Genomic DNA, 26,496 nt, shown 5'->3' on the forward strand with positions numbered 1-26,496 from the left:
AGTAATAATTAAGTAAAATGAGCCAGGAGAAAATATCCTAGCTCATTTATTATGTGTATTTAAAATCAACCTTTCCCTTTAACATAGCCAAAAATGAAAGTACTCCTTCTTCTATTTTTATAAAAATGTTAATGGATATCTATTGACCACTCGATTCCGTTAAACCATGCTTTACTGCGTATAGTGCAGCTTGAGTTCGATCCTGGACGTGTAGCTTACCGAATATATTCGAAATATGAGTTTTTACGGTCTTTTCTGTTACAAATAAAGACGATGCTATCTCTCTGTTACTTTTGCCTTTTGTAAGCTCTGACAGTACATCCTGCTCCCTAGGGGTTAATGGATATTCCTCATGTGGAAGCACTTCTTTCGGCTCGTTTTCTCTTTCCATCTGACTAGTTGCCTCAGGATGGATAGTATTTTCTCCACGCATAATTTTCCTTATACAGTCGGCTAAGTCATCCGGCTCAATATCCTTTAGCTGATACCCTGCTGCTCCCGCCTTTAAAGCTGGGATGACATGATCTCGATCCGAGAAGCTTGTTAGCATCAGAATTTGAATATCAGGATATTCTGCTTTTATCCTTTTGGTTGCTTGTATTCCATCCATCTCTGGCATAACTAAATCCATTAAAATAATGTCTGGTTTTAAAGCCTCTGTCAATTCAACAGCTTCTTTTCCATTCGTTGCTTCTCCGACGATATCCATATCCTTCTGTGTTTTCAAAAAAAACATTAAACCTCTGCGGACAACATGGTGATCATCAGCTATTAATACTCTTATCATTTCAATCCCCCCTAGTAAGGTAATCTTACTAATATCTCTGTCCCTTTATTGACTTCTGTCACCCAGTCCACTGTACCACCAATTGAGTTTGCCCGATCCTTCATGCTTTGCAGGCCTATTGAAGGAAGTGATTTTAAATCCTTCATGTGAAAACCACAGCCCTCATCTTTGACAACTAAAAGCACATCAGTTGTTGTGACTGTCATATAGATTTCTGCCTTAACTACTCCAGAATGTTTACGGATATTGTTTAGTGCCTCTTGGGTTATGCGGAACAAGGTCTCTTCTACCTTTGCCGGAAGTTGGATAACTCCCTTTACCTTTATACTTAGAGATAGTCCTAAAATATCTCCATAGCCCTTTAACCCTTCTATAATTCCCGTTTCTAAACCCTTTGGACGCAGTTGCCAAATAAGTGCTCTCATCTCGGTTAGTGCTTCCTGAGTTAAATATTGAATCTCTTTAAAGGTATCCTTTACTTCGACTTGGTCTGTCATTTCAACGCCACCTCGAGCAGTTAACGTAACTGAAAAAAGCAACTGGTTTACAGAGTCATGCAAATCTCGAGCAAGTCTATTCCTTTCTTGAACAAGCGCCACCTGTTGCTCTTGCTTAGTCAATAATATTCTTTTAATCGCTGATCCAATTTGAAATGCAACAGATTCTAATAAGGCTAACTCACCTTCCTCAAAACGGACAGTATTCGCTGTAGCTACATTTAACAAACCAAAGCGTTCCTGCCCAGACTGTAAAGGTACTGTTGCATGATGTGTGATTCCCTCTTCATTTACATCTTTTTTATGAGCATTTTCTATTCGCTGACATTCTATTATGTTAGAAGCCTTTTGTAATTCTCCATTTCTATATCGAGACACGCACCAACAGCCACCCTTTTGCAGGTGTCGGCAATCATTTTTTTCAAGTGACTTGGGAAGGTTTTCATGCGCAATTAGCTCCTGCTTCCCTTTTTCATTAATGAAAAAAATCCATCCCGTCTCAAAAATAGTTCCCTCTAAAAGCTTACGAAGCGCTCCCTGTAGCATTTGTTCCATATCTGTTTCTTCGTTGATTAGCTCTGCTATTTCTTTCAATAGCTCTATATTGGAAAGTTCCTTCGATTGCATTATAACTCCTCCATCTAACCTACCTGTTATATTCATCTTATCATGTATAAGGTCTACATATAAATATCAGAAGCATCATACTTTTGACTGACAGTATAGAATTCGAACCCTACTTGTAATAAATTTAGGATATGTTAAAGAGTAGGATTGGTTTTGCATTGTGAAATGTTACACTTAAATTAACGCCGCAGTTTAGTTGAAGAAGGATTATAGTCAGATTTACAACGATAAATAAAGAAATGTTACCAAACGACTCTTTGGGAACGATTTGACATATCTTTGCCCTTTTAATTTATTTATAATGAATTTTAAATCAAAGGAGGGTAATCTTATTGGAACAACTAAAACAAAGCTCAAATCGATGTGTCATTTTACTTCATGAAATTTATGGAGTAAATGCACACATGAAATATTATGCAAACTTCTTATATCAAAAAGGATTCGATGTATATGTACCAAACTTATTACAAAAAGACACTGTATTCTCATACGAAGAGGAAGAGCTTGCATATCAGAATTTCATGGGGGATATCGGATTTAAAAAAGCAAAGAATGATGTTGATATTCTAATAAACGATTTGTCGAAAGAATATAATCAAATACATATTGTTGGTTTTAGCATTGGGGCTACGATTGCTTGGCTTTGTAGCAATAACAACTATGTATATAAAGTAATTGGATTCTATGGTTCCCGAATTCGTCAATATACGGATATTGTTCCGAATGCAGAAATAGTTCTATTATTCGGTAAGCAAGAGAAATCTTTTAATCCGATTGAATTAAAAACAAATCTTAACGCCTATTCCAATGTGAGAATTAGTATTGTGGATGGTGAACATGGTTTTGCTGACCCCTATTCTTCCAAATACAATGAACAGACAACTAATAATTTACTAGAATGTTTATTCGATTAATAACATTTTGAAATAAACATTAGGTAAGACTAAAAAGCTAATGTATAAAGATTAACTGTAAAACATAATAACGTACCCAAATGACACTTTGGTAACGAAAACAGCCTTGTTTAAAATACTTAAACAAAGTTGTTTTCATTATTTAGAGAATTTAATATAGCATTTCTCATACTGTTTCAATGGTTCAATAACAGGTTTTTTTAAATCAATAGTTACCTTATACTCCATAGGTTCGGTTTCATCTCCCACCCAACAAATATATATCTCACAATAATCACCATCTGGAATCAATTCATTTAAGAATTCACATAACTGAATAAATGTTTTTTTAGCCTTTTCAAAATTATGTGGTGAGTATTGTTGATTGTATTCATTCATATTCCAAATAGCTTCGCCATAGTCACATATTTCATAAACAAATTGAGTAGTAAAATGCCTTTCTTTTATAGACAGACGATTTTCTTCATCTGAAAAACAATAACCGATTTCTATTGGGTCATCTGTAAATTCATCACTAACTGCTATCTCAAAATTTAACCCTATATAAGTTGCAATGCTCAAAACGATTCCTCCGATTTATTAAATAAATAATACTAGATAGAATTATTATAACTTATACATAAAGAAAACAAAAAACGTTCCCAAATCAAAGTTAGGGAACACACCAAAAAGCCATAAACGCTGTCACATCAACATTTATGGCTTTTCATATGGAACATTGTTTATACGTGATTTTATGCACGTTTCTACAAAGCCAGTGCCAGCAACAGGTTGAGCGTGTTTTTGGAGATGCTGTGTCAACGACGATATTGTATAGAATTGTGTATATTCTTAACGTTGTAAATCCGCATAAATCTGACTTTACCCCTTATTGAACTAACGAGGTGCTTTACTTGTGCGAAACGTTTCTAGTTTAAATAGAGGATGGTCACATTTCTCTGGTAAAGGCTAGACAGTTCCAATGGAACTGAAGGATTATATCGAAGAGTCAAATGATAGAGTAACGTCTTGAAGGGCTCTCTCTTAGTCGAATAGCATTAGATTTAGTAAGAATGATCGTATTATAAGCTCGGCGAAAAGGCGTGAGAATTTACCGTAGCAGTTCGGCTGACGAAAGCCTACCCGCGGGGGTGGTGTAAATCATGATGCTTGAGTTGAATGAATATGGTGAGAATGCATTATGCCCTACAAAAAAAGGATTTGCTGACGAACTTCTGAATGTACAGGTCTACAAGCACGATACATAGAAATGTGTATATCACCAAATGTGAGGTTAGCGGTGGATGAGTAAGAATAAGTAATATGAAAATCCATGATACGTTACAGGCGTATGAACGCTAACAGGCTTAGAGGAAGCACCTAAGTTCATTCTAAAATAGATATAATTCAACGTTGTAAGCTGATAACGTGGAGGGCTTACTCCCAACGAAACGTTGGCAAGGAAAATAATTATGATATTAGTAGTTGTATAACTTGCCTTTCTATCAGTGAAAGTGGTGGCATAGTACCGACGAAGCGTGTAATGAACGTGAAGGGATAGCCACTAGACTAATAAAGATATATTGAATCATGCAAGGCAAATCTTTATCGATTATTAAGGTTCTCGTAAGACTAATAGAGGTTCACCTCCCAATGGATGGCACCGACTTATTAAAACGGAAGAATTGAGACACGGAAGTTCATTTGACATTAACTGTGTTGATGATGAAATAGAATTGGATTAGTTGGAACGCCGTATGCGGTGAAAGTCGCACGTACGGTGTGAACGAGGGGAAAAGCTGGTGATAACTTCAAAAGCTTACCTATCTGTATCAAAAAGGAGTAAAGTCTTTTTCTTATTAAACTAAAGCAGCAATTTAGTTGAACATGTGCTTTATTTTTGAAACCATTGTAAAATTCACTTGTCTATTTCGGTGAAGGGGGAGTTAATATGCTTAGAAAAAGCATTCTATCATTACTAATACATCTTTTTGTTTTAGTTGTGTTGTCTGGTTGTAATAGTGGAAGTTCGGAAAGTTCTTATGGTGCATATTTGATAATTGATGGGAAAGAGTACACTTGGCAAGGTGATATTGAAAATAATGAATTCACAGTCGCGGATAAAATTGGAGAAGTTAATAAAAAAGTTGATAAAGAAGTAATGCCAAAGGACAATCTATCATCCAATTTTCTAGAAGTTGGAGAAGAAATATACTCCTCGAACGAAGATAGTAAAGTCGTTCTAGTCAAAAGAGAACACGATGGAAATTATGATAAATTTATGGAAAGTGACTACTATAAAGTAAATAATAGTGAAGATTAAAGAATTCCTTGTTATGCTCACGAGGTGCTTTAGCAAATATTAAATTAACATGGGCCGGGAGAAAATATTCTAGCTCATTTTTTTATGTGTATCTAAAATCAACCTTGACCTTTAACATAGCCTTAATAAAAAAAGTACTCAAGAGTTTCCTTGAATACGATTAAACTTTTATCATATTTAAAATTCATATAGTAAATCCTATTCTACACCTCTAGTGAATAGCTGATTTATAATTGAACATCAGATTTCATCTTTTTCTTTTTAATAATTCCAATACAACCAACTACGACCATTAGAAATGCAATTATTTCGAACAGGACGAATGCTCTTCCTGCCAATCCGCTTTCGAATATGTTCTCATACATAAATGCATACACAACAGTGAATATTGGTGCAAATATAACAGCTAAATAAATGCCCCATATTATTAAGTTAAATGTCCAAGATCGTTTAAAAGTAAGAATGAAAGTTAGTATCCCAAAAACTAGCACCAAAACGAACAAAGAAGTTAACATTTAAACAACACTCCTATAGCCAAATTTGACATTATACATAATAAGCCAAAACAAAATTTCAGCTAAACCGTCTTTGCACTTATATTATACCAATAATATACAATTATCACTTTAAATTACTGATTATAATATTACCTTAAATACAACTAAAATAATCCATAGACCATGCTCTTTTTAAATCCTTCTTTATATTATGAAAGACGCTGAAAAAATTTCAGCGCCTCTTCTCTATTCTAAATATTGATTTAAATTGCCCGTAAAGGATTCTTTAATCGCTTCCAGCTTTTTCTGGCTTTCTTCTGTTGAATCACTAGTTACTCCAAAATAATATTTGATTTTTGGCTCTGTTCCACTTGGTCTTACACATACCCAGGAACCGTCTGCCAAGAAGTATTTTAATACATTGGAAGAAGGCAACAATATCTTCTCTTGCTCTCTGCCATCCGTAAATGTTCTTAGAGATGATAAATAATCTTCCTGAGATAGCACTTCGATACCTGCAACTTCTGTTATAGGGTTCACTCTGATTTGCTCTAACAGGTTAGCAATCGCATTTGCTCCGCTTACGCCTTTTTTCGTAACGGACACTAAGCCTTCTAGATAATAGCCATGTCTTTCATATAGACTGTTCAAGACATCTACTAATGTCAGCCCCTTCTGTTTATAGTAGGCAGCTGCTTCTACTAATGCCAAGACACTTTGAATTGCATCCTTATCTCTTGCAAAGTCCTTTACTAAATAGCCATAGCTTTCCTCATAACCAAAAAGAAACTCATATTCTTTTGTTTCCTCGTAGTGTTTAATTTTCTCACCGATAAATTTAAAACCTGTTAGCACGTCCTCCGTACTTGCGCCGTGGTATTCTGCTATTACTCTGCCTAAATCAGACGTGACAATTGTTTTAAACACTCGGCCTTTTGCTGGCATCGTCCCTTTTTCCTTACGCATCATCAATAGGTACTCTATTAAAATAGCCCCGGTTTGATTGCCAGTCAGGAGTTTATAGCCACTTTTTGTCTTAACTGCTGCTCCTACACGGTCACCATCTGGATCTACAGCTATTAAAATATCAGCTTCATGCTGCTCACCATATCGGATAGCATATTCAAAGGCACTTTTCTCCTCTGGGTTAGGAGACACAACCGTTGGAAAATCTCCATTTGGCTCCATTTGCTCGTCCACGAAAAAGATATGCTGATAGCCTGCTTCGGCCAAAATACGCTTTGTAGTTTTACCCGAAGCCCCATGTAATGGGGTAAATACTACCTTTAAATCTGTCTTTGATGCTAGTTTGGGATTTTCTTGTACCGTTTTTAACGCATCTATGTATGAGGAATCCATGCTCTCATCTAAATAAACGATTAGATCCTCATCAATTTCATTATTTTTAATAGATAGTGCGTCTCCCGCTTTTTTAACATATTCAATAACAGTATCTGCATCCTGTAAATTTAACTGGGCGCCGTCTTGCCCGTATACTTTATAACCATTGTATTCAGGTGGGTTATGACTAGCAGTAATAACAATCCCCATATATGCATTAAGCTTTCTCACTGAAAAAGAAAGCTGTGGAGTTGTTCTAGGCTCACGATAAATATAAGCCTTAATACCAGCAGCAGCTAGCGTGTTCGCTGCCTCTTGTGCAAACTCTGGAGAAAATCTTCGACTATCATAAGCAATAACTACACCACGATTCATTGCGTCCTTACCAGCAGCCTTGATATATTCTGCTAGACCCGTCGTTGCTTTGCGAACCGTATAATTGTTTATACGGTTCGTGCCAGCTCCTATTTCTCCTCGCATACCACCAGTTCCAAATTCCAAATCTCTGTAAAAGGCATCCTCTTGTCTTTTTTCATCTCTCGCTAAAAGCGCTAAGTCTTCCTTCCATACCGTTTCCATCTCATTTGTACTATTCCATTGTTCGAAGAGTTTTTTATAGGACATATATCTCTACTCCATCCATCATTTTTTATAATCTATACTGTATACATCATGTCGACGGTCTTTTAAATGCTTAACAGTACCATCTTGACGCTGTCTTCTTAAAATTTCTAAATCCACATCTCCGATTAATACCATTTCCACGTTAGGCTCTGTTTCTCCAACGATTCCGTCACGAGCAAATTCAAAATCAGAAGGGGCAAAGATTGCTGATTGAGCATACTGGATATCCATATTCTCAGTTTGAGGTAAATTCCCTACAGTCCCAGAGATTACCGTATAGATTTGATTTTCGACAGCGCGAGCCTGAGCACAATATCGAACTCTTAAATAGCCTTGGCGATCTTCGGTACAAAATGGAGTGAAAATAATATTTGCTCCCATATCTGTTGCAATTCTTGCAAGCTCTGGAAATTCGATGTCATAGCATATTTGGATGGCAATTTTCCCACAGTCTGTATCAAAAACTTTAACGGAATCTCCTGCACTGATCCCCCACCATTTTCTTTCATTAGGAGTTATATGAATTTTATATTGCTTATCAATAGATCCATCACGATGGAACAAGTAAGCAATATTATATATTTCCTCATTTTCTTCCTCTACGAAATGGGAACCCGCAATAATGTTAATGTTATATCGTACAGCAAGATCAGAGAATAGCTCCATATATTGAGGAGTGTACTCTGTTAGCTTACGTACAGCCTGGCTTGGAGATTGTTCATCTAAAAATGACATAAGCTGTGTTGTAAAAATTTCTGGGAATACCACAAAGTCTGATTGCGCGTCTGAAGCAACGTCTACAAAGTACTCACATTGGTTAGCGAATTCCTCAAAAGAATTAATCTTTCGCATCATATATTGAACTGCACAAATTCGTACCGGGTAGCTTGTTTTAAAGTGTCGCTTAGACAATGGAATATAATCGACGTTATTCCATTCCATTAATGTTGCATATTTTGCAGAGGCAACGTCATCTGGTAAATAATTTGGATTAATACGCATTAGCGTAAAGCCATTCATAAGCTGGAATGTTAGAACTGGATCATAGATTTTATGTCGAGATACGGCAGTTACGTATTCACGTGGTGACATTTCATCGGCATGCTTGTGATAATTAGGTACACGTCCACCAATAATGATTGATTTTAAATTGAATTGGCGTGCAATGTCCTTTCTACCTTCGTAAAGTCTTTGTCCAACTTTCATTCGGCGATACTTAGGATGTACCATCACTTCAATCCCATATAGATTATATCCATCTGGATTATGATTGGTGATATACCCTTTATCAGTCACGTCAGACCAAGAATGGCGATCATCGTACTCATCAAAGTTAATAATAAGACTTGAACAGGAGCCAATTACCTTGCCGTCTAATTCGGCAACCAATTGTCCCTCTGGAAATATGGTCAAGTGACTTTTTAATTGTTCAACCTTCCAAGGGTCCATACCTGGGAAACATAAACGTGAAATTTCTAAAATCGAATCTATATCTGAGAAAGTCATTTCTCTAATAATCATACTTTTTTCAAACTGTGATAAATCAAATTCTTCTGACATTATACCGCTCCTCTTTTTAGTACTAACTTTCATTATATAACTCTTTTGTTCACATATAAAATATTTTACATGCCCTCTTTTAACGCTTATAATTCTATTTGAGTTCAAAGCATTTTAAAGGAGCATAACTATGACTAAGAAAATCGAAAATATTATGTTATTCATGTGGTCCGTTGCATTTGTAGCGACTCTGGGTTCCTTGTATTTCTCTGAGATACGGCAATACGAGCCATGCGAGTTATGCTGGTATCAGCGCATTCTCATGTATCCTCTTGTGATCATACTTGGGATAGCTATAGCACAAAAAAATGCAAAGATAGCTGTTACTACTCTTATATTTTCTACAATAGGACTATGCTTCTCTATTTATCATTATAGTCTACAAAAGCTGGCTTTTTTACAGGACGTAGCCCCTGCTTGCGGTAGAGTTCCTTGTACTGGTGAATATATAAATGTATTCGGATTTATCACTATCCCATTCTTAGCTTTAATAGCGTTTCTTTTAATCGCAATTAGTAGCTTAGTTATTTTGAAGAGTCTCAAGGAGGACAAGTAACATGAAGAAAGTTGCCATAATCGGCGGAGTAATAATATTAGTTTTTGTATTAATTTTTGTATTAAACAGTCAAAAAAATAAAAATGCTTTAGAGAATAATCCTTATGATACCGATAATCTAAAGCAATCCACTATTGACTTACTTGATGATCCAAATTACCAAAATATTATTTTACCAAAGGATCTAGATAATAAAATTAAAAAAGGGGAAACCTTTACAGTTTATTTCTTCAGTCCTGAATGCTCACATTGTAAGGAAATGACGCCAAGATTGACGCCACTTGCCGAGGAAAACAATGTAGAGATTTTAAAATATAATGTTTTAGAGTATGAACAAGGATGGGATGATTTCCAAATCGAAGGTACACCTACCTTAATTCATTTTGAAAATGGTAAAGAAGTGGCTCGCATGCCTAATGCTCAGCCAAATGAAAATATTCAAGCATTTTTTGATCAAGTTGTATTAAAATAAAGAAAAGGGTCATGTCTCATTGACATGACTTTTTTTAAAGGAGAGAGATTATGCAACATATACTTACTTATACGATTCAAGAGGATGATCTGACAATCGATCAGCTGCTCCAAACTAAATGGAAGCTCGGCAAGAAACTTATACATGAGCTCCGAATGCAAAAAGCTGTGACCGATCAAGACGGGGAACTATTACAATGGAAATTACCACAGCAGAAGGGCAATGTTTTGACTTTCAAATGGGAAGGAGAATCCTCCAGCTATTTACCATCTGACCAAATCCCTTTGTATATTGCCTATGAGGACGAGTATTTACTCATCGCCTCTAAGCCACGTGGAGTGTCGACCCACCCTAACGAGCAAGGTCAAAACCATACTTTAATGAATACAGTTACCCATTACTTGCAGAGCAAGGGACATTCCTACGGTGAGCATATCCATCGCATCGACGAAGGCACAAAAGGGCTGGTAGTAGTAGCGAAGAATCCAATCGTTAAAGGCATGCTAGACCGAATGATTGAGCAAAAAGAAATTGTCCGCACGTATGAAGCGATTGTAGAAGGTCAAATGAAGAGTAATCATGGTACCGTTCGTGCTGCTATTGGAAGCGACCGACACCATCCTACTAGAAGACGTGTATCTCCTTCTGGACAGCTGGCAATTACCCATTATGAGGTAGTCGGCCGACATGACCAATTTACAAAGGTGCATGCTATTTTAGAAACGGGTCGTACGCATCAAATTCGAGTACATTTAGCACATTTAGGTCACCCAATTGTTGGAGATGACTTGTATGGAGCAAAAAGATCACCTACTAAAACATATGAATTACATGCGTTCAAGGTTCAATTCAAGCATCCAATTACTGGAGAAGTAATTATTGCTGAGGATAAGCGATAATATTCTAGATTTGAATAAAAAAGTTGCTCTCGAAATTACAATTTCGAGAGCTTTTTTTAGATCAAAATATGTGTTTAATGTATCTCTGTTATTACCGGCTCATATTTTGACAATATATCAACTCTATGTTCGATACAGGACAAGGAGTAATGAGTAATTGTTTCATTTGGAAAGTAAGAGTCTAATGAAGAATCCTTTTGTAAGAAACGTAATAAGTTAGACTTCGTGTAAATAACGAAGGATTCCCCCTCGTACTCTTCTTCATCATTCCATTTAGTATAATCATCATAAATAACGTAATAGGATATATAGTTTTTAAAATCAATCTGTAACCTTGTAACATTACTATCTGGGTGGGGATAAATAAGTAAATCAGTTGGATTGTCACTTTTATTTACTATGATTTTAAGCTGTATTCCATCTATCCGAGGTTCTGAAATACTTTCAAATGAAATATGGTATCCTTTTTCTTTTATTAGCTCCTCAAAAGTCATTATAAATCTCTCCTTTTGATACATTATAAAATCACCTTATACTCCAATGGTGCTTTCTTCGCAATAAAAACCTTTCAGATTACAGGTTGTAACTATTTATTATTTTATTTTCCTATGTTAAAGGGTAGGGTTGATTTATAATCCAAAGAAATTTTAGATCAGAGAGTAGAATTGATTTCCGCCCCAGCCGGACGCTTTCCGTGGGGTGAGCGATAAGCCATCACCCGTCGCTAACGCGCGCGGTTGTGATGTCTTATCTGTCTCACTCATCCCACTGGAGTCGCCGTCTGTCGCTCCAATCAATAAATGGGAACAGCTTTAACATTGATAAAGAACTAATAAATTTACTCGCATAAACAAAGCTAAAAAACTGTCACCAACCCCATTTTCATCATCTATTTATGTTCTGAATAGCCATTTGAAAGTTCAATTGTTTATGTTTACAGTCACTATAAAAAAGAATTGTTAGTCAAAATCAACCAATAACTTTAACAAAGCTTTTTATTTTTATATGAACATAGCATTGTTTCTGGTTTAATAAAAGGGTGAAAAAAGAGATAAACTTCTTCAAACATTCCCTCATAAACTTAAATGGTATACCCTCTTCGGTCGCTGAATCATTTCCATTAAAAGCACCCTACATACTTTCTATAAATAATTGAGATTCCCTTCAAAATTAAGATTAAAATTTTCGGCATATTAGTTATATTTAGTGTAAAATTACACTAAATATACTATACTCTAAATTAACAAAGGAGGCATGAGTTTTGAAAAAATGGCACTTTCTTTTGTGGGTATTAATAATAAGTGCAACCCTGTTAGGCTTATTTGGACAAGCTTTAGCCTATTTTGTAGATGAAATTATGGCGAGTAACGTCCCACCTATATATTACTTAACCATCATAACGGTAATTAGTATCATCCTATACTTAGCTACACCTTTTTTAGTATCAGTATTGGTTAAGTTTAAAAAAATAGATAACAAGTTTAATGATGTATACATTTTAGGTACTGTCATGGTTGGCCTCATCGTATCCTTGTGGTCAGTATTTGTTTGTATAATGTGGTGGGGCTAGGATGGTTATCAGTTTCAAAGAAAGCCTTCAATTAATAAACTTTAACAAGTAGTTTTCCATAAATATTTTGAATAAAATAATGACAAATGGGTAATATTAGAATAAACCCCCTTTATTGACGCTGTATCCCTTTTACTTCCTATTCTTTCACAGGGAAAAGTTCATACATGTTATAACAGCGAATAAAAATGGTCGTTACTGAAATCCCCTCAGTAACGACCATTTTTTTTCATTTATTAAAAGCTAAAATTATCTGGATCTGCTCCAGTTCGCTCATTTAAATTAAGTGCATCAATATTTTTTACATCTTCAAATGATAATTCAAAGTCAAACACATCGAAATTTTCATGGATTCTTTCCGGAGTAATAGACTTTGGAATAACAATCAAGTCATGCTGTAAATGCCAGCGGATAATCACCTGCGCGGTAGATTTCCCATACTTAGCACTGATGCGAGCCAACGTAGGCTCCTCTAATAATCTACCTCTAGCTAGAGGTGACCAAGACGTAACTGCAATGTCTTCGGAGGCACAGTACTCTCTAAGATCATACTGCGTCAGTCTAGGATGGCACTCTATCTGATTGACCATAGGCTTTATATTAGCCTTAGCGGCTATTGCCTCTAAATGGTGCTGATTATGATTAGATACGCCTGTCGCTCGAATAAGCTTCTCCTCATAAAGACGTTCAATTGCACGATATGTATCTATATAACTCTCAGCAACTGGCCAATGAGTTAAGTATAGATCTACATAATCCATACCTAATAGCTCTAAAGACTTTTCAAAGGCTCTTAACGTCTGATCGTAGCCTTGATCGGTATTCCAAACCTTAGTAGTTACAAAAATCTCTTTGCGTGAGATTCCAGAAGTTCGTATTGCTTCACCAACTTCTCTTTCATTTGCATATAATGAAGCTGTATCGATATGGCGGTAGCCAGATTCCAAAGCATATGTAATTGCCTCTAGAGCAACCTCAGGCTCGGTCATCTTATATACCCCTAACCCAAGACGCGGCATCTCAACTCCATTAGCCAATCTCTTTGTTGAATCCTCTAGTAATTCCATTAATCTCATCCTTCCCATATATTTATAAAAGCGTAATCGCCTGGTTCTGCCCCGACAGGCAAATGGGGAAATACGAGGAGGCAGTTCCTCAGCCACCGCGGTATTTTCCCATTTGACCCCGAGGGGCAAGGCGATGAAGCTAGATATCTATAAAAGCGTAATCGCCTATTTCTGCCCCGACAGGCAAATGGGAAAAAGCGAGGAGGCAGTTCCTCAGCCACCACAGCTTTTATCCATTTGACCCCGAGGGAAGGCGATGAAGCTAGATATCTATAAAAGCATAGGCGCCTATCTCTGCCCCGACAGGCAAATGGAAAAAAGCGAGGAGGCAGTTCTCCAGCCACCACAGCTTTTATCCATTTGCCCCCGAGGGGCAAGGCGCCGGAGCTAGACATCAAGAAATGCACAGACGCCTATTTCTGCCCCGACAGGCAAACTCAAGAAAAAAACGACTGAAGAATCAGTCGTCTTTCCGCTTCTTCATAATTGTAGCACTATCTGATTGAGCAGGGTCTGATACACGGTTATCTTCTTCTAGCTCTTGGTTATCTCTCATGCGTTCCATTTGCTTGCCTAATGTTTTTACCTCGTCCATATTTGTTGCCATTGAGCCGTTCTCTGGACCATTTTTCAAATTATCCATTTAAAAAATCACTCCTTTTTATCTATCCTAGTAGAATCACACGTTACATGCAACTTTGACACTTTCTATTTCAGACATAATTTCGTTTTATTGTATCGTTTCATTTTTTTACAAATTAGGTTATACTAAGATTTAGAATATATAGAGGAGGCGCTTAAGTATGAAACTAATCCTTATTCTTGGCGTTTGTGTTGCGTTTCTTACTGCAATTTTCACTGCAGGATACGACGACAAACCAGGTGCATCTGAGAAATAATAATTATTCAACATAAAAACGGACGAGTCTGCATAAGACATCGTCCGTTTTTTTATTAATGTAAGTTTGGATAATCCTGTTGACGCAAAGCCTCATAAATAAGAATTGCTGCAGTATTCGAGAGATTCAATGAACGAATATTATCATTCATCGGTATTCTAAGCGCACGGTCTGGATGTGCATCGATAAACTCACGTGGAAGTCCCTTCGTCTCACGTCCAAATATAAAGAAATGATCCTTCTCTGAATCACTAAAATCAAAAGTAGTATGTGGCTTCGCGCCAAATTTAGTGATGAGGTAATATTCAGCTTCAGGGTGAGCAGCGAAAAATTCATCTAACCCATCATAATAGGTGATGTCCACATGCTCCCAATAATCTAATCCTGCACGCTTTAGCATTTTATCGTCTGTAGAAAATCCTAATGGTCGGATAAGATGAAGCTTAGCTCCTGTACCTGCACATGTTCTAGCAATATTTCCTGTGTTTGCAGGAATTTCTGGTTGATATAAAACGACATTAATACTCAATGATTCCACTTCCTAATTTTCAATTGTATAAAACGCAAGACCCTTGCGAATCTCTTCTAAAACCTGTTCTTCTTGCTCTGTTTTTTCTGCTTCCTTTAATGCAAGCAAGCCTTCCTCTGTATTGATTTTGCCTAATGCCCATGCTGCTGTTCCTCTTATAACTGGCCTTGCATCGTGTAGCATTAGTTCGATCAGCGTTGGAACGGCTCCTTCTTCTTTAAAATGTGCCAATGCAATGATTGCATTTCGTTGAATCGGATTTTTTCCTCTCCATGAACCAGACATATGACCATACGTTTCTTTAAAGGTCCGATTCGTCATGCCTAACAGTGGTAACAATAGAGACTTAACAAGCTCTGGATCCGGCTTAAATGCTTCCTGATGAAGATTAGCCTTGCCTTTGTTTTTAGGACAGACGGTTTGGCATGTATCACAGCCATATATCCGATTCCCTATCTTCGCTCGAAACTCATCAGGCACCATCGTTTTCGTTTGGGTGATAAAGGCGATGCATCTTTGGGCATTCAGCTGACCACCTTCTATTAACGCACCAGTAGGGCAGACATCTAGACAAAGCCTGCAGTCTCCACACTGATCTTCCATCTGTTCACTTGGAGCAAAAGGAATAGAGGTGATCATTTCTCCCAAGTAAACATAAGATCCAAATTCAGGGGTGATGATAGAACAATTTTTGGCGCTCCACCCAATCCCAGAACGTTCGGCAACAGCACGGTCTGACAGTTCACCAGTATCGACCATTGAGCGCAGCCTAGCTTCTGGTATGTGCGTTAAAATATATAATTCTAACTGAGCGAGCTTTTCTCTTAAAACGGTATGGTAATCCATCCCCCATGAGGCTCGAGCAAATATTCCACGTCTCGCTCCCTTTACACTTTGTGGTGCATCCTTCATTTTAGACGGATACGCAATAGCTATAGATATAATGCTCTGTGCCTCCTCCATTAAAAGCTGAGGATTGGTCCTTTTATCAATGTCCGGCTCCTCGAAGCCGGAAGCATATCCTAGCTCCTGCTGGCGAATCAGATGATTTTTCAATTCATGAAATGGAGAAACAGTGGTAAAACCAATTTTATCAATTCCAATGGATGCAGCGTATTCTATGAGGTTCTGTTGAAACTGGTTTATATTCACTAGAGTTCTCCTTTCTGTATGGTACAATGAAGAAAATATATACAAGGATGGTTTAAAATGTTTGTAAAATTAGATACTTCTCTATTACAAATAGAGCCTACTTTTAAAATTGGCCTTATTTATTATAACAAAATTATTGTATCATCTTCCCCTCAAATGCTTAAGGGACGCCTCCAATTATTTCAAGAACAGCTTTTTTTCGAATTAGAGGAAAAAGCAGTTAATGATTTTGATGGGATAAAGGAATGGCGAGGTCTTTGGAAAAAGCTTGGAGCAGACCCTAACCGTTATCGTCCTTCTATGGAAGCAATGTACAGAAGGATTGCAAAACAAAATTATATCACACCTATGCATTCTGCTGTAGATTTAAATAACTTCTTCTCTATGCGCTATGAGATTCCTCTTGGAATTTATGACCTGGCACAGCTGAAAGGCGACATTTTCATCACTGTAGGCAATAAAGAAACAAGTTATCTTGGATTAAATGGTAGAGAAAATAATTTACACGGGATTTTAACACTTCAAGATGAAATAGGTTCATTCGGAAGTCCATTTGTCGATTCTAAACGAACGGCAGTTACTGAAAGCACAACGAGTGCTATACAAGTAGTATATCTACGACCTTCTATGAGTCAGGAAGAAGCGGTAAAATTATTAGAATCCATGGGACAAATGTTCACGCAAGTACACGGTGGAGAAGCCGCAAGTGTTGTATTAGACAGTAACCAAATAGAATGGAGGATATAAATTATGGCACCAATACTTCTTGCAGAGGCAGTAAAGCTTAAGAGTATTTTATTGAAGAGGGTTCAAGAGTTGGAGATAGAAATGATGCGTGTCGGTTTCACTGTTATCGAGAAGGGGACTACTCCTGCTCCCCCTATACGAACTGTAAGCGCAATCGATTTAGAAATGAATGATATTCGCTCGGATATTAGAAAGCTTGATCGACTTATATACGAGGCTAACTTAAACAATACAGTTACATATAAAGAAGCTGAACTCACCATTGTGGAAGCAATTGAACTAGCTACTCAGCTTCGTGCCCAGGCAAGAGTATATAAACAGCTAGGAAGCCATGAAAAGCAAAGAATCCAGTTCAGCGGCTACGGCGAAGGAACCACTTATGTAGAAGTTGCCTTATATGAGCCAGAGGAATACCGAAAAAAAGCATTAGACTTTGAAAAGGATGCCAATAAATTATCTGGACTGATTAACGCGAAAAACTATGCCGTTACTATTGCCTTTGATGATGAAAAATATGCTTAATATGTATCCTTGGTAAGGTGAGACTCCTTGCCAAGGCGTAGTAGGAGGTCATTACAATTTAACTGGTGGCAAACCAATGACCATTTACCATTTACTTTGTGACTAATAACTAATGACTAACCATTGCAACTGCAATCGACCTCCAATTAGTGTACGACCGGACTTCCTACTATGAAAAACGCTCCTTTCCATTTTAGGGAAGGAGCGTTTTTGCTTAGTTAATTTTCAAAGACCTGTGTTTTTTCTCCATCTATTTCAAGGTACCAGGAACCTTCCTTAGGAAATTTGATCTCTCCCTCGTAATGGAATAATCTTTGTCCGTTAACTGCGTCAATCACAGGGTTTTGATCATTTTGAAAGCTACTCCTCTGTACAATTTCATCTCCATTTGAATTTACTAAAAGAACCTCTATACTTTCCTTTTCCCCAATAGAGCTTTCTATAAGTACATTAGAAGTTTCACCAATTTGAATCTCCTTAGGTGAATCTAGCAGCACGTAATGTTCGGACTTTGGAAAAGGCGGAAGGACCTCTATCCTAAATGTCTCAAACAATTCTTCTTCCACATAAAAGGAGAGCTGCCACTCTCCCTCTATAGTAAAGGCTGGGAAGCTTGTTAAAATATGAGCGTCCTCACTATATAAACCGGCGGCTAATAATCCCTCTGACAATAAAAGCTTCTCTCCATAACTGTTTATCGCCTCTACCTTATATTCCTTTCCAACTAAAGATTCAGGATCACTCCAATAGTAGAGCATAAGCTTTGCACCTCGACGAGTATCCTCTTCAACGAAATTGTCAGGCCCTAGTATTCCAATTTTCCCTTCTATCCCTATTACATTTTGTGGCGAATCTTGTAAAGGAAATGAAGTAGCGAAAGGTGCGTCTAGTGTAGCGAATTTTGGTGACTCATTATTTAAATCATACGTTTTTCCCTTATAAGCCACCGAAAACTTGATATCTTTGCTTGCCTCTAATAATTTTTGTAGTTCTGCTTCGGAATAATTTGCATATAAAGATTCAAATGTAATTGTGTAATCATATCTACCCTTATTCGGATTTGAATTATAGCTTGCCCTATTTCCAATACCGTAACTGTCCTTTAAGAAAAGGTATTTATTTTCCGCTCGAAACTCCATAGAATGCCAAACATCTATTGGTATAAGCTCTTTAGACATTAAAGATAACTCCGTCCTAACTGCATGGAGCTTCTCCCCTGATGCATTCATTGAAACCTCCGTGCTTTTAATATCATCTATTTGAAGATCGAGGCTTTTTATAAATTCCTGCTCTGTCAACGAGCCCATGCCTACTTCTGTTTCTTTCGTTAAATCTGGGTTGTACATGGGGCTTGCTAAATAAGCAACCATTAAAAGGCAGGCCGCTGCAACAAAAACAGATAGAGGGTTTAGAAACTTTAGTCGGTTTGATTTTGGAGCATTTCGAATGCTGTAAATCACTTTTCTCTTTTCTTCTTTATCAAGAGAATGCTTCGGAAGATTGCGCAACCGTTCCTCCAAATCATCGTGTTCTCGCTTCATACTCAAATCCCTCCTTTTCCAAAATGCTCTTCAGCTTCTTTAGCGAACGGTGATAAAGAACATTCACGTGGTTTTCATTGGATTCTAGAATCTCGGCTACTTGTTTAGAAGTCATTTCTAATATTGCCTTTAAAATAATTACCTCTTTGTTTTTAGCTGGCAATTTATTTATAGCTAGATATAATTCTTGATTCATCTCACCAAGTAAAACAGTATGATCTAATCCCTCTATCTGTTTTTCATCTCGCAAAACGTATTTTATTCGATTCCAAATATTATTCTTTCTAGCGCGATCAACCACTATATTCTTTGCGATGGTTATTAACCATGTTTTTGGATGTGCCCCTTCCTTAAAGTAGGCAATCTTCTTCAATCCACGAAGAAAAGTTTCCTGCACCAGGTCCTGAACATCCATAGAGCCTGTATAGTAAATGAGGAAGCTGGTCACATCCCGCTCATATAACTCAAACCACTCCTCCATTAAATCCCTTTCCAAGTGATCCCCCCTATCTCCCTACTACTTCATTAGACGTTTTACTTTCCTTAATCTTACAAGACTTTTGAAAATAAAAAAATCAGCCATTGTAGAAACAATGACTGATTTATGTGTTCCATATTTAATTAGTATGATCTTGCAAACCATACCGTGTGTTTCGATTCTTTTCCACAATTAATACAAGTTGATTTTTCAGCTGGTGGATTGAATGGAATATTACGTGTTGTGAATTTTGTTTCTTCTTTAACATGCTCCTCACAAGCATCGTCTCCACACCATCCAGCAAGGATCCATCCAGGGATTTCTCCTTTTTCCGAAGAGTCCTCTAAATGCTGTTTCAGCTGATCCATGGAATCGACATGGGTATGAGAGTTTGCATCACGGAATGCACGCGCTTTTTCTAATAGACGAGTTTGCATTGTGTTTAGCTCTTCTTCCACACGCTCCACAATAACATTTATATCAACTGATTCTTTCTCATCTAAATCGCGAGCCTTCATAAGCACTTGATTGTTTTCTAAATCACGTGGTCCTAATTCAACGCGAACTGGCACACCTTTAAGCTCCCACTCATTAAATTTATAGCCAGGTGATTGATCAGAATCGTCTAAACGAACTCGGATACCTTTTGCTTTTAATGCAGCAAAGATTTCATCTAGTTTTTCCATTATTGCTGGGTTCTTTTTCCATGGCCCGACTGGTATTAAAACAACTTGTGTCGGTGCAATACGTGGTGGCAATACAAGACCTTGCTCATCACCATGAACCATGATCACAGATCCGATTAATCGAGTAGAAGTTCCCCAAGAAGTCGTATGCACATGCTGGTGCTTGTTTTCTTTATTCAAATATTTGATATCGAATGCTTCAGCGAATTTAGTTCCAAGGTAATGAGAAGTTCCAGCCTGAACCGCTTTTCCATCCTTCATCATAGCTTCGATGGAAAAAGTATCTACTGCCCCTGCAAAGCGTTCAGATGGAGTTTTTTGACCATCATATACAGGAATAGCTAAAAGTCCCTCTACTACCTCTTTATAAATATTTAGCATTTGCATTGTTTCTTGACGTGCTTCCTCTTCATCCACATGAGCTGTATGTCCCTCTTGCCATAAAAATTCAGAGGTACGAATGAAAGGAAGTGTCTTCTTTTCCCAACGGAATACGTTAGCCCATTGGTTGATCAGTACAGGTAGGTCACGATAGCTTTTGATCCAATCTGAATACAGATGGCCAATCATTGTTTCAGAGGTTGGACGAAGTGCTAAACGCTCCTCTAGTTTTTCACCTGCAGCCTCTGTAACCCATGGAAGCTCTGGAGAGAAACCTTCAATATGATCCTTTTCCTTTTGGAAAAATGATTCTGGAATTAACATTGGAAAATAAGCGTTACGGTGTCCTGTCTCTTTAAAGCGTTGGTTCATCTCTGTTTGGATATGCTCCCAGATTTCGTAGCCGTCCGGTTTAAATGCGATACATCCACGTACTGGTGTATAATCCATTAAATCTGCTTTTTGAATCGTGTCGATATACCATTTAGTAAAATCGTTTTGCTGTTGATTAGTCATTACTTTTCCTCCTTAAAATATAAAAAGCACAAGTCTGTCCTTGTAAAAGGACGTCCTTGTGCTTGAATAGACGTGGTACCACCTTAGTTTAGCTTAAAATAGTTTAAGCCCTCTAAAACGTTTGATAACGATAACGAATCGGTTATGTTTGCATAACATCTCCGTGGTAGGTTTCAACAAGAAGTGGTGATATAGCTCTCAGCAAACGCTATATTTTCTGTTTCACAATTCTCATTTACTTGATCACATCGTAGATTGTATATTACTAATAATATACCAAAAGTAACGTATTAATACAACGTACTTCTTTTATACCAATTAATTTAAACAATCAGAATAAAAATACATTATACTTACAGTATGGTAAAGACAAAACAAGATAGGGGAAGATTACATGAATGATTTAAAAAGTTCCTTTAACGAATGTACATATTATTTATCCGGTCATAGGAATCGAGATATCTCCGTCTTAAAGGATGCATTGAAGGATGTTTCTGAGGACCAATTCAGCGATATCTATGGTAACGGGTCTATTATAGAAGACTTTCAGAAGAAAATGGCTAAACTTTTAGGTAAGGGAACGTCTGCATTTTTCCCTAGCGGTACAATGGCTCAGCAAATCGCCTTACGTATTTGGTGCGATGAGAAGCAGCTTAACCAGGTTGCCTATCACCCTTTATGTCATTTAGAAATACACGAGATGGATGGTTTAAAGGAATTACACCAGATTAAAACGATCCTGCTGGCAGACAAGAATCGAGTAATTGAGCTAGAGGACGTAAAAAACCTTAAAGAAGACATAGCATGTCTTTTATTGGAGCTACCTCAAAGAGAAATTGGTGGCCAGCTTCCTAGCTTTGAAACATTAGAACAGATTTCAGCCTATTGTCGTGAAAATGGTATAAAGCTTCATTTAGACGGAGCCCGACTTTTAGAAGTATTACCGTACTATAATAAAACAGCCTCTGAGGTTTGCGACCTATTTGACAGTGTTTATATGTCTTTTTATAAAGGAATTGGTGGTATTGCGGGAGCTATTCTAGCCGGTGACGAGGATTTCATAGAGAAATCTAAAATTTGGAGAAAGCGTTATGGTGGAACACTTATAAGCTTGTATCCTTATATTCTATCAGCAGATTATTATTTTGATAAGCGAGCACACAAAATGGAGCAATACTACCAAAATTCTGTAGAGCTGGCACAGCTATTTAATGATTGTAAGGATATTTACACTGTACCAGAAATACCTGTTTCCAATATGTTTCATGTCCATTTTAATCGTTCTCAAGAGGAAATGACAGCTATTCTTAGCAAAGCCCAGCTTGATAACCGCATAGGGATTTCTAGCTATTTAAGTGAGCTGGATGGGGATAAATGTAAAATTGAAATAAGTATTGGAGATTCTTATCTAGAAATTCCAAAAGAACAACTAGAACAATTATTTTTGAATTTAAATGAAAAAATGAAATAAAATAAAAGACTCTTAACGTCTCGTTAAGAGTCTTTTATTGCTGTTGCTGATACTGTTCACTTTTAAGTTCTTCATATATATGGTTTGCCTTGCTTTGCGCTTCTGTTTTAGAAGTTGCGTGTACCTCAATAATTTTTCCTTCGATAATAAAGTTATATGTTTTAATCATTTTAATTCCTCGCCTTTCTTTTTTTGATTCTAATTATGTTATTCCCTATTGTAGAAAAATAAAACTTCTTAATAATGGAAATTACAAATATTTATTGGGACAGTAAAAAGTTCATAATTACTGGGCTTACATAAAAAAGGCGGCTCTCCTTTATGAGCCACCCAACAACCCTATTACCCACTCCTTCACATCCACAAGTCGGTTGGATGGTGGTCTTTCTGTCTCACCCGAAACGATTAGGGGAACAACGGAATCTACCCGATGGAGGGAGCCATGTGCACCGCCACCAGCATGATCATGACTATGTTTTTCAATAAATTCGTAAGAAGGCTTTGCATCTACTATGATAACTTTTCCGGTTTGGGAGTGGAGTGCGCCGTAGAGCCGAGCTAGCGCATCAGGATATGTGTGATAGCGTAAAGTTCCTTGCTCATCTTTTATATCTAGAGTAGCCATATCTCCCTCTAATTGCCATGACTGCTTGTATTCATCTATATAAGGCCCATTTGGTGAGAAGGTGAGTTCTTTGTCGTTTGTGCTTATAACATGATTCGTTTGTTCATCGCTCCATGCAATAAAACCAATTCGTTCATCCTTTTTTAATCTTTCTACTACATCAGAAAAAGAGATTTTTTTATCATTTAAATAGATGTAGGCCATTCGTTCATTCACTGCGATGGCTAGCTGTGCATTTTCTTTTCCTCTTTCTAAGAAGGTGTAACCCTTTAACAATTCATTTAAATCAATCAAAGCCGTTTCCTTTTCTTCCTTAACTGCAGATTGACCACTATCACCCAGGACTACCCATGTTACCTCCTCTACTGCATCTTCCCAAGAGCCAAAACTATTCAACAGCTCTTGCAGTGCTTGGTCAGCCTTCTCAATCCCAGATCTATCACCAGGACCATTTTTATGTATGGAAGCATCCGCATCTGGGAAATAGGCTAGAGTAAAGGCGGGAAGCTTCCCTTGTCCAATTAGATAAGTCAGTTCATTAGAAGTAAACTCATTGTTTACCCCCATCCGCTTCCAGACGTATTTATATCTGTCGTTCTCTGGATTATATTGAGATAAGCCACCGAGCGAAAAAAGCATTGGTCCTTTCACTTTTATCTCTTTTGGCAAGAGATCTGTAATAGAAAGTAGCTTAGGTACATGTAAATCCTGCTGAAAGCTACCCCGGTATAATAATCCATTAACAGAAGCAGTCTGAATTTGAGCATTTGCCAATTCTTCGTGAATTGTTAGAACTTCCTTACTTAAATGTGTTTCATTCAGACGAATAACACTATCAGCCACTACATTTTTAACTCCATTGTCCCATATCTCCCTGATCCCACTTCCATAACTGACCATGCGTTCCTCATCTTTTTTAAACCAAATTAAGCCTGGAATTTTATGCTGATTTGCATATGTTCCAGTCAACAAGGTGCTATCTATTGTCACGGACATTGTTGGATAAGAACTAATAAAATCTGGATAGAAATCACCATTATTTATTAAAAATGAGAACGCCGGTGCCTTTCCCTCTTTTATCGTCTGCTGCAATGGTTCTGCCATTAATGAATCGACAACAATAAGAACTACCGGCTTTTTAGTAGCTTCGATCTTAACTTCCTTAAGCTTTTTAGTTGGAGACATAGAAATAGCTAATATAAGTCCTCCACATACAACAAGCAATATAGCTAATATGATTAGTACTGTTTTCTTCACTTTTAGTCACCTATCTTCCATTCGTATTGTTAGTATGGTGATTTCGAAATGAATACATGCTTATTTAATGATAAAAGATATTCTTTTCAGATGACATCTTCAACAGTTGTTTTACTTTATAGGAAAGACACATCAACTACCTGTTTGCCCATCATTGTCACTGCTTTGCTCACTTTCATTTTCGTTTTTTGCATCTTCTCCACTGCTACCTCCCTTTTCACTCAAAGCACTAACAAAAAATGCGGTTGGCAGCAGAAGACCGATCGCTGATTGTATAAGCGCAAAGAACCGCGCCTTTCCTACAGGCACCAAGTCACCATAGCCTACTGATAAAATGGTGACTCCACTGAAATAGAGATAATCTAAAAAATTTTCTCCTCCATTTTTCCCCTCTTCAGTGCTGACTCTTACTACATCTCCTTCCATAGACAATAAGTAATAAAGAACAGCAAATCCAAAAGTAATGCCAAGCATAGCGAAAAATAGCTTTTGGAATAAAGTTGACTGAAAATAGCTTTTCTTATATTTATGACCTGAAAAGAAATAGTATAAGGTTGTTACCAAAAATAAGATTGTCAATCCCATTAGTATCGTAGAAAACATGCGTCTTTTCCTCTCTGTCTCTCGTGTCCATCCAGTTTAAAAATATACAAAGTAACTAATATGAAAACGAAAATATAGATACCCTTTTATTTCATCAATTAAGACGTAGTATGCATGGGAATGTACGTATTTATTACTTAAGGACAAAAAGACATGGAAACGATTCTTAAGAGCCTTCTAATGCAATAATTATTTTCGTTAATAACAGCCTGAACTCTTTTGGTGTTATCTAGACATTCATTACTCTTATACATGGGATTACGCCCTTTTAGGAAACAACAAAAAAGACCTCTAACATAGTTGTTAGAGATCTTGATATGTATGACGTTAAGTCACGAATATGATACCGGTGGTCGGGGTCGAACCGACACATCCGAAGATACGGGATTTTGAGTCCCGCGCGTCTGCCAATTCCGCCACACCGGCATATTGAAGGCAGTAAATACTTTTTTAAAATTGGAGGCGGCAACCGGATTTGAACCGGTGATAAAGGTGTTGCAGACCTGTGCCTTACCACTTGGCTATGCCGCCTTAATTTGGAGCGGAAGACGAGGTTCGAACTCGCGACCCCCACCTTGGCAAGGTGGTGTTCTACCACTGAACTACTTCCGCAAATAACTGGGGTACCTGGATTCGAACCAGGGCATGACGGAATCAAAATCCGTTGCCTTACCGCTTGGCTATACCCCAATGGGGCGACCGATGGGAATTGAACCCACGAATGCCGGAATCACAATCCGGTGCGTTAACCACTTCGCCACGACCGCCACAGAATAAAAAAAAGAGCTAACCAGATAGAATATGGGGCGACTGATGGGAATTGAACCCACGAATGCCGGAATCACAATCCGGTGCGTTAACCACTTCGCCACAACCGCCATTATTCAAAGTTAACTTATTATTTGGCAGGGGCAGTAGGAATCGAACCCACATCAAAGGTTTTGGAGACCTCTATTCTACCGTTAAACTATGCCCCTAATAACTGGTGGAGGGGGACGGATTCGAACCGCCGAACCCTAAGGAGCGGATTTACAGTCCGCCGCGTTTAGCCACTTCGCTACCCCTCCACTAGACAGTGGTGCCGGAAAGAGGACTTGAACCCCCAACCTACTGATTACAAGTCAGTTGCTCTACCAATTGAGCTATTCCGGCGTAATGGTGGCTCAGGACGGAATCGAACCGCCGACACAAGGATTTTCAGTCCTTTGCTCTACCGACTGAGCTACTGAGCCACATACGTACATTAAAGATAAATGGCGGTCCCGACCGGGATCGAACCGGCGATCTCCTGCGTGACAGGCAGGCATGTTAACCGCTACACCACGGGACCATTTGGTTGCGGGGACAGGATTTGAACCTGTGACCTTCGGGTTATG

General features: G+C 37.7%; 27 protein-coding genes, 11 tRNA genes and 1 other annotated feature. Of the genes, 10 read left to right on the forward strand and 28 right to left on the reverse strand.

Going from position 1 to position 26,496, the window contains the following annotated elements:
* Positions 1–139: 139 nt before the first annotated feature.
* Together M3627_RS16830 and M3627_RS16835 are read right to left on the reverse strand one after the other, a co-directional pair.
* Positions 140–787 carry a response regulator gene (locus M3627_RS16830; RefSeq protein ID WP_251556688.1) on the reverse strand — a complete coding sequence of 216 codons (648 nt, stop codon included), beginning with the start codon at positions 785–787 and terminating at the stop codon, positions 140–142.
* A gap of 11 nt (positions 788–798) precedes the next feature.
* Positions 799–1,911, reverse strand: coding sequence for a GAF domain-containing sensor histidine kinase (locus tag M3627_RS16835; RefSeq protein ID WP_251556689.1), 1,113 nt, complete (start codon positions 1,909–1,911; stop codon positions 799–801).
* 332 nt (positions 1,912–2,243) lie between these two features.
* Between M3627_RS16835 and M3627_RS16840 the strand changes: the two genes are divergently transcribed.
* Entirely contained in the window at positions 2,244–2,825 is a 582-nt protein-coding gene (locus tag M3627_RS16840; RefSeq protein WP_251556690.1) for a dienelactone hydrolase family protein, read from the forward strand.
* Positions 2,826–2,963: 138 nt separating this feature from the next.
* Here the strand turns inward: M3627_RS16840 and M3627_RS16845 are convergent, their stop codons facing one another.
* On the reverse strand, positions 2,964–3,386 hold the full coding sequence (locus tag M3627_RS16845; protein WP_251556691.1) for a hypothetical protein: 423 nt from the start codon (positions 3,384–3,386) through the stop codon (positions 2,964–2,966).
* A 1,369-nt stretch (positions 3,387–4,755) separates the two neighbouring features.
* Between M3627_RS16845 and M3627_RS16850 the strand changes: the two genes are divergently transcribed.
* Positions 4,756–5,127 carry a hypothetical protein gene (locus M3627_RS16850; protein ID WP_251556693.1) on the forward strand — a complete coding sequence of 124 codons (372 nt, stop codon included), beginning with the start codon at positions 4,756–4,758 and terminating at the stop codon, positions 5,125–5,127.
* Between the two features lie 227 nt (positions 5,128–5,354).
* Here M3627_RS16850 and M3627_RS16855 read toward each other — a convergent pair whose 3' ends face one another.
* From M3627_RS16855 to M3627_RS16865, 3 genes are all read right to left on the reverse strand, one after another.
* The gene (locus M3627_RS16855) at positions 5,355–5,642 is read right to left on the reverse strand and encodes a hypothetical protein (protein ID WP_169360640.1); all 288 of its coding nucleotides are present in this window, start codon (positions 5,640–5,642) and stop codon (positions 5,355–5,357) included.
* A 228-nt stretch (positions 5,643–5,870) separates the two neighbouring features.
* Positions 5,871–7,589: a phospho-sugar mutase gene (locus tag M3627_RS16860; protein ID WP_251556694.1), complete on the reverse strand. Its 1,719-nt coding sequence runs from the start codon at positions 7,587–7,589 to the stop codon at positions 5,871–5,873.
* 18 nt (positions 7,590–7,607) lie between these two features.
* Complete coding sequence (locus M3627_RS16865) at positions 7,608–9,149, reverse strand: carbon-nitrogen hydrolase family protein (RefSeq protein WP_169360642.1); 1,542 nt, start codon at positions 9,147–9,149, stop codon at positions 7,608–7,610.
* A gap of 130 nt (positions 9,150–9,279) precedes the next feature.
* Between M3627_RS16865 and M3627_RS16870 the strand changes: the two genes are divergently transcribed.
* From M3627_RS16870 to M3627_RS16880, 3 genes are read left to right on the forward strand one after another with little or no spacing between them, the layout of a single operon-like run.
* Positions 9,280–9,705: a disulfide oxidoreductase gene (locus M3627_RS16870; protein ID WP_251556695.1), complete on the forward strand. Its 426-nt coding sequence runs from the start codon at positions 9,280–9,282 to the stop codon at positions 9,703–9,705.
* Position 9,706: 1 nt separating this feature from the next.
* The gene (locus M3627_RS16875) at positions 9,707–10,177 is read left to right on the forward strand and encodes a thioredoxin family protein (RefSeq protein ID WP_251556696.1); all 471 of its coding nucleotides are present in this window, start codon (positions 9,707–9,709) and stop codon (positions 10,175–10,177) included.
* A gap of 50 nt (positions 10,178–10,227) precedes the next feature.
* Entirely contained in the window at positions 10,228–11,076 is an 849-nt protein-coding gene (locus M3627_RS16880; protein ID WP_285841734.1) for an RluA family pseudouridine synthase, read from the forward strand.
* A gap of 74 nt (positions 11,077–11,150) precedes the next feature.
* Here M3627_RS16880 and M3627_RS16885 read toward each other — a convergent pair whose 3' ends face one another.
* Positions 11,151–11,570, reverse strand: a complete 420-nt coding sequence (locus M3627_RS16885) for a hypothetical protein (RefSeq protein WP_251556697.1) — start codon at positions 11,568–11,570, stop codon at positions 11,151–11,153.
* Between the two features lie 767 nt (positions 11,571–12,337).
* Here M3627_RS16885 and M3627_RS16890 point away from each other — a divergent pair.
* Positions 12,338–12,646: a hypothetical protein gene (locus M3627_RS16890; RefSeq protein ID WP_251556698.1), complete on the forward strand. Its 309-nt coding sequence runs from the start codon at positions 12,338–12,340 to the stop codon at positions 12,644–12,646.
* A 236-nt stretch (positions 12,647–12,882) separates the two neighbouring features.
* Here M3627_RS16890 and M3627_RS16895 read toward each other — a convergent pair whose 3' ends face one another.
* Positions 12,883–13,713, reverse strand: coding sequence for an aldo/keto reductase (locus M3627_RS16895; RefSeq protein ID WP_251556699.1), 831 nt, complete (start codon positions 13,711–13,713; stop codon positions 12,883–12,885).
* A 256-nt stretch (positions 13,714–13,969) separates the two neighbouring features.
* On the opposite strand from M3627_RS16895, the gene M3627_RS20915 reads away from it, so the two are divergent.
* A complete protein-coding gene (locus M3627_RS20915; RefSeq protein ID WP_285841735.1) occupies positions 13,970–14,104 on the forward strand; it encodes a hypothetical protein in 135 nt (44 codons plus the stop codon).
* A 69-nt stretch (positions 14,105–14,173) separates the two neighbouring features.
* Here M3627_RS20915 and M3627_RS16900 read toward each other — a convergent pair whose 3' ends face one another.
* From M3627_RS16900 to queG, 3 genes are all read right to left on the reverse strand, one after another.
* Positions 14,174–14,356 carry a hypothetical protein gene (locus tag M3627_RS16900; RefSeq protein WP_144541921.1) on the reverse strand — a complete coding sequence of 61 codons (183 nt, stop codon included), beginning with the start codon at positions 14,354–14,356 and terminating at the stop codon, positions 14,174–14,176.
* A 311-nt stretch (positions 14,357–14,667) separates the two neighbouring features.
* Positions 14,668–15,141 (reverse strand): tRNA (uridine(34)/cytosine(34)/5-carboxymethylaminomethyluridine(34)-2'-O)-methyltransferase TrmL, encoded by a 474-nt coding sequence (gene trmL / locus M3627_RS16905; RefSeq protein WP_251556701.1) that lies wholly within the window; start codon positions 15,139–15,141, stop codon positions 14,668–14,670.
* 12 nt (positions 15,142–15,153) lie between these two features.
* Positions 15,154–16,293 carry a tRNA epoxyqueuosine(34) reductase QueG gene (gene queG / locus M3627_RS16910; protein WP_251556703.1) on the reverse strand — a complete coding sequence of 380 codons (1,140 nt, stop codon included), beginning with the start codon at positions 16,291–16,293 and terminating at the stop codon, positions 15,154–15,156.
* 57 nt (positions 16,294–16,350) lie between these two features.
* Between queG and M3627_RS16915 the strand changes: the two genes are divergently transcribed.
* Both M3627_RS16915 and M3627_RS16920 read left to right on the forward strand, forming a co-directional pair.
* Positions 16,351–17,040 (forward strand): B3/B4 domain-containing protein, encoded by a 690-nt coding sequence (locus M3627_RS16915; RefSeq protein ID WP_251556705.1) that lies wholly within the window; start codon positions 16,351–16,353, stop codon positions 17,038–17,040.
* 3 nt (positions 17,041–17,043) lie between these two features.
* A complete protein-coding gene (locus M3627_RS16920) occupies positions 17,044–17,562 on the forward strand; it encodes a DIP1984 family protein (RefSeq protein WP_251556707.1) in 519 nt (172 codons plus the stop codon).
* A gap of 218 nt (positions 17,563–17,780) precedes the next feature.
* Here M3627_RS16920 and M3627_RS16925 read toward each other — a convergent pair whose 3' ends face one another.
* From M3627_RS16925 to proS, 3 genes are all read right to left on the reverse strand, one after another.
* Positions 17,781–19,103: a hypothetical protein gene (locus tag M3627_RS16925; RefSeq protein WP_251556709.1), complete on the reverse strand. Its 1,323-nt coding sequence runs from the start codon at positions 19,101–19,103 to the stop codon at positions 17,781–17,783.
* Positions 19,084–19,599, reverse strand: coding sequence for an RNA polymerase sigma factor (locus M3627_RS16930; RefSeq protein WP_251556710.1), 516 nt, complete (start codon positions 19,597–19,599; stop codon positions 19,084–19,086). Before M3627_RS16930 ends, M3627_RS16925 begins: the two co-directional genes overlap by 20 nt.
* A 125-nt stretch (positions 19,600–19,724) precedes the next feature.
* Positions 19,725–21,164 (reverse strand): proline--tRNA ligase, encoded by a 1,440-nt coding sequence (proS, locus tag M3627_RS16935; RefSeq protein ID WP_251556711.1) that lies wholly within the window; start codon positions 21,162–21,164, stop codon positions 19,725–19,727.
* A gap of 43 nt (positions 21,165–21,207) precedes the next feature.
* Positions 21,208–21,425 (reverse strand) — a binding site (T-box leader).
* Positions 21,426–21,558: 133 nt separating this feature from the next.
* On the opposite strand from proS, the gene M3627_RS16940 reads away from it, so the two are divergent.
* Positions 21,559–22,635 (forward strand): threonine aldolase family protein, encoded by a 1,077-nt coding sequence (locus M3627_RS16940; RefSeq protein ID WP_251556712.1) that lies wholly within the window; start codon positions 21,559–21,561, stop codon positions 22,633–22,635.
* Positions 22,636–22,669: 34 nt separating this feature from the next.
* Here the strand turns inward: M3627_RS16940 and M3627_RS20920 are convergent, their stop codons facing one another.
* The 14 genes from M3627_RS20920 to M3627_RS17005 form a co-directional block, all read right to left on the reverse strand.
* Complete coding sequence (locus M3627_RS20920) at positions 22,670–22,804, reverse strand: hypothetical protein (protein ID WP_277347124.1); 135 nt, start codon at positions 22,802–22,804, stop codon at positions 22,670–22,672.
* Positions 22,805–22,954: 150 nt separating this feature from the next.
* Positions 22,955–24,517 (reverse strand): alkaline phosphatase family protein, encoded by a 1,563-nt coding sequence (locus M3627_RS16945; protein ID WP_169360659.1) that lies wholly within the window; start codon positions 24,515–24,517, stop codon positions 22,955–22,957.
* Between the two features lie 132 nt (positions 24,518–24,649).
* A complete protein-coding gene (locus tag M3627_RS16950; protein WP_251556713.1) occupies positions 24,650–25,120 on the reverse strand; it encodes a potassium channel family protein in 471 nt (156 codons plus the stop codon).
* Positions 25,121–25,464: 344 nt separating this feature from the next.
* Positions 25,465–25,546, reverse strand: a tRNA-Leu gene (locus M3627_RS16955).
* A gap of 31 nt (positions 25,547–25,577) precedes the next feature.
* A tRNA-Cys gene (locus M3627_RS16960) sits at positions 25,578–25,651 on the reverse strand.
* Between the two features lie 6 nt (positions 25,652–25,657).
* A tRNA-Gly gene (locus M3627_RS16965) sits at positions 25,658–25,732 on the reverse strand.
* 6 nt (positions 25,733–25,738) lie between these two features.
* Positions 25,739–25,810: transfer RNA gene (locus M3627_RS16970), tRNA-Gln, on the reverse strand.
* Position 25,811: 1 nt separating this feature from the next.
* A tRNA-His gene (locus M3627_RS16975) sits at positions 25,812–25,887 on the reverse strand.
* A 35-nt stretch (positions 25,888–25,922) separates the two neighbouring features.
* Positions 25,923–25,998 (reverse strand) — tRNA-His (locus M3627_RS16980).
* 25 nt (positions 25,999–26,023) lie between these two features.
* Positions 26,024–26,097: transfer RNA gene (locus tag M3627_RS16985), tRNA-Trp, on the reverse strand.
* A 6-nt stretch (positions 26,098–26,103) separates the two neighbouring features.
* Positions 26,104–26,187, reverse strand: a tRNA-Tyr gene (locus tag M3627_RS16990).
* A 9-nt stretch (positions 26,188–26,196) separates the two neighbouring features.
* Positions 26,197–26,272 (reverse strand) — tRNA-Thr (locus M3627_RS16995).
* Positions 26,273–26,276: 4 nt separating this feature from the next.
* Positions 26,277–26,352: transfer RNA gene (locus M3627_RS17000), tRNA-Phe, on the reverse strand.
* 22 nt (positions 26,353–26,374) lie between these two features.
* A tRNA-Asp gene (locus M3627_RS17005) sits at positions 26,375–26,450 on the reverse strand.
* Between the last annotated feature and the right edge of the window lie 46 nt (positions 26,451–26,496).

The organism is Psychrobacillus sp. MER TA 171 (genome assembly GCF_023713305.1).
GTDB lineage: Bacteria > Bacillota > Bacilli > Bacillales_A > Planococcaceae > Psychrobacillus.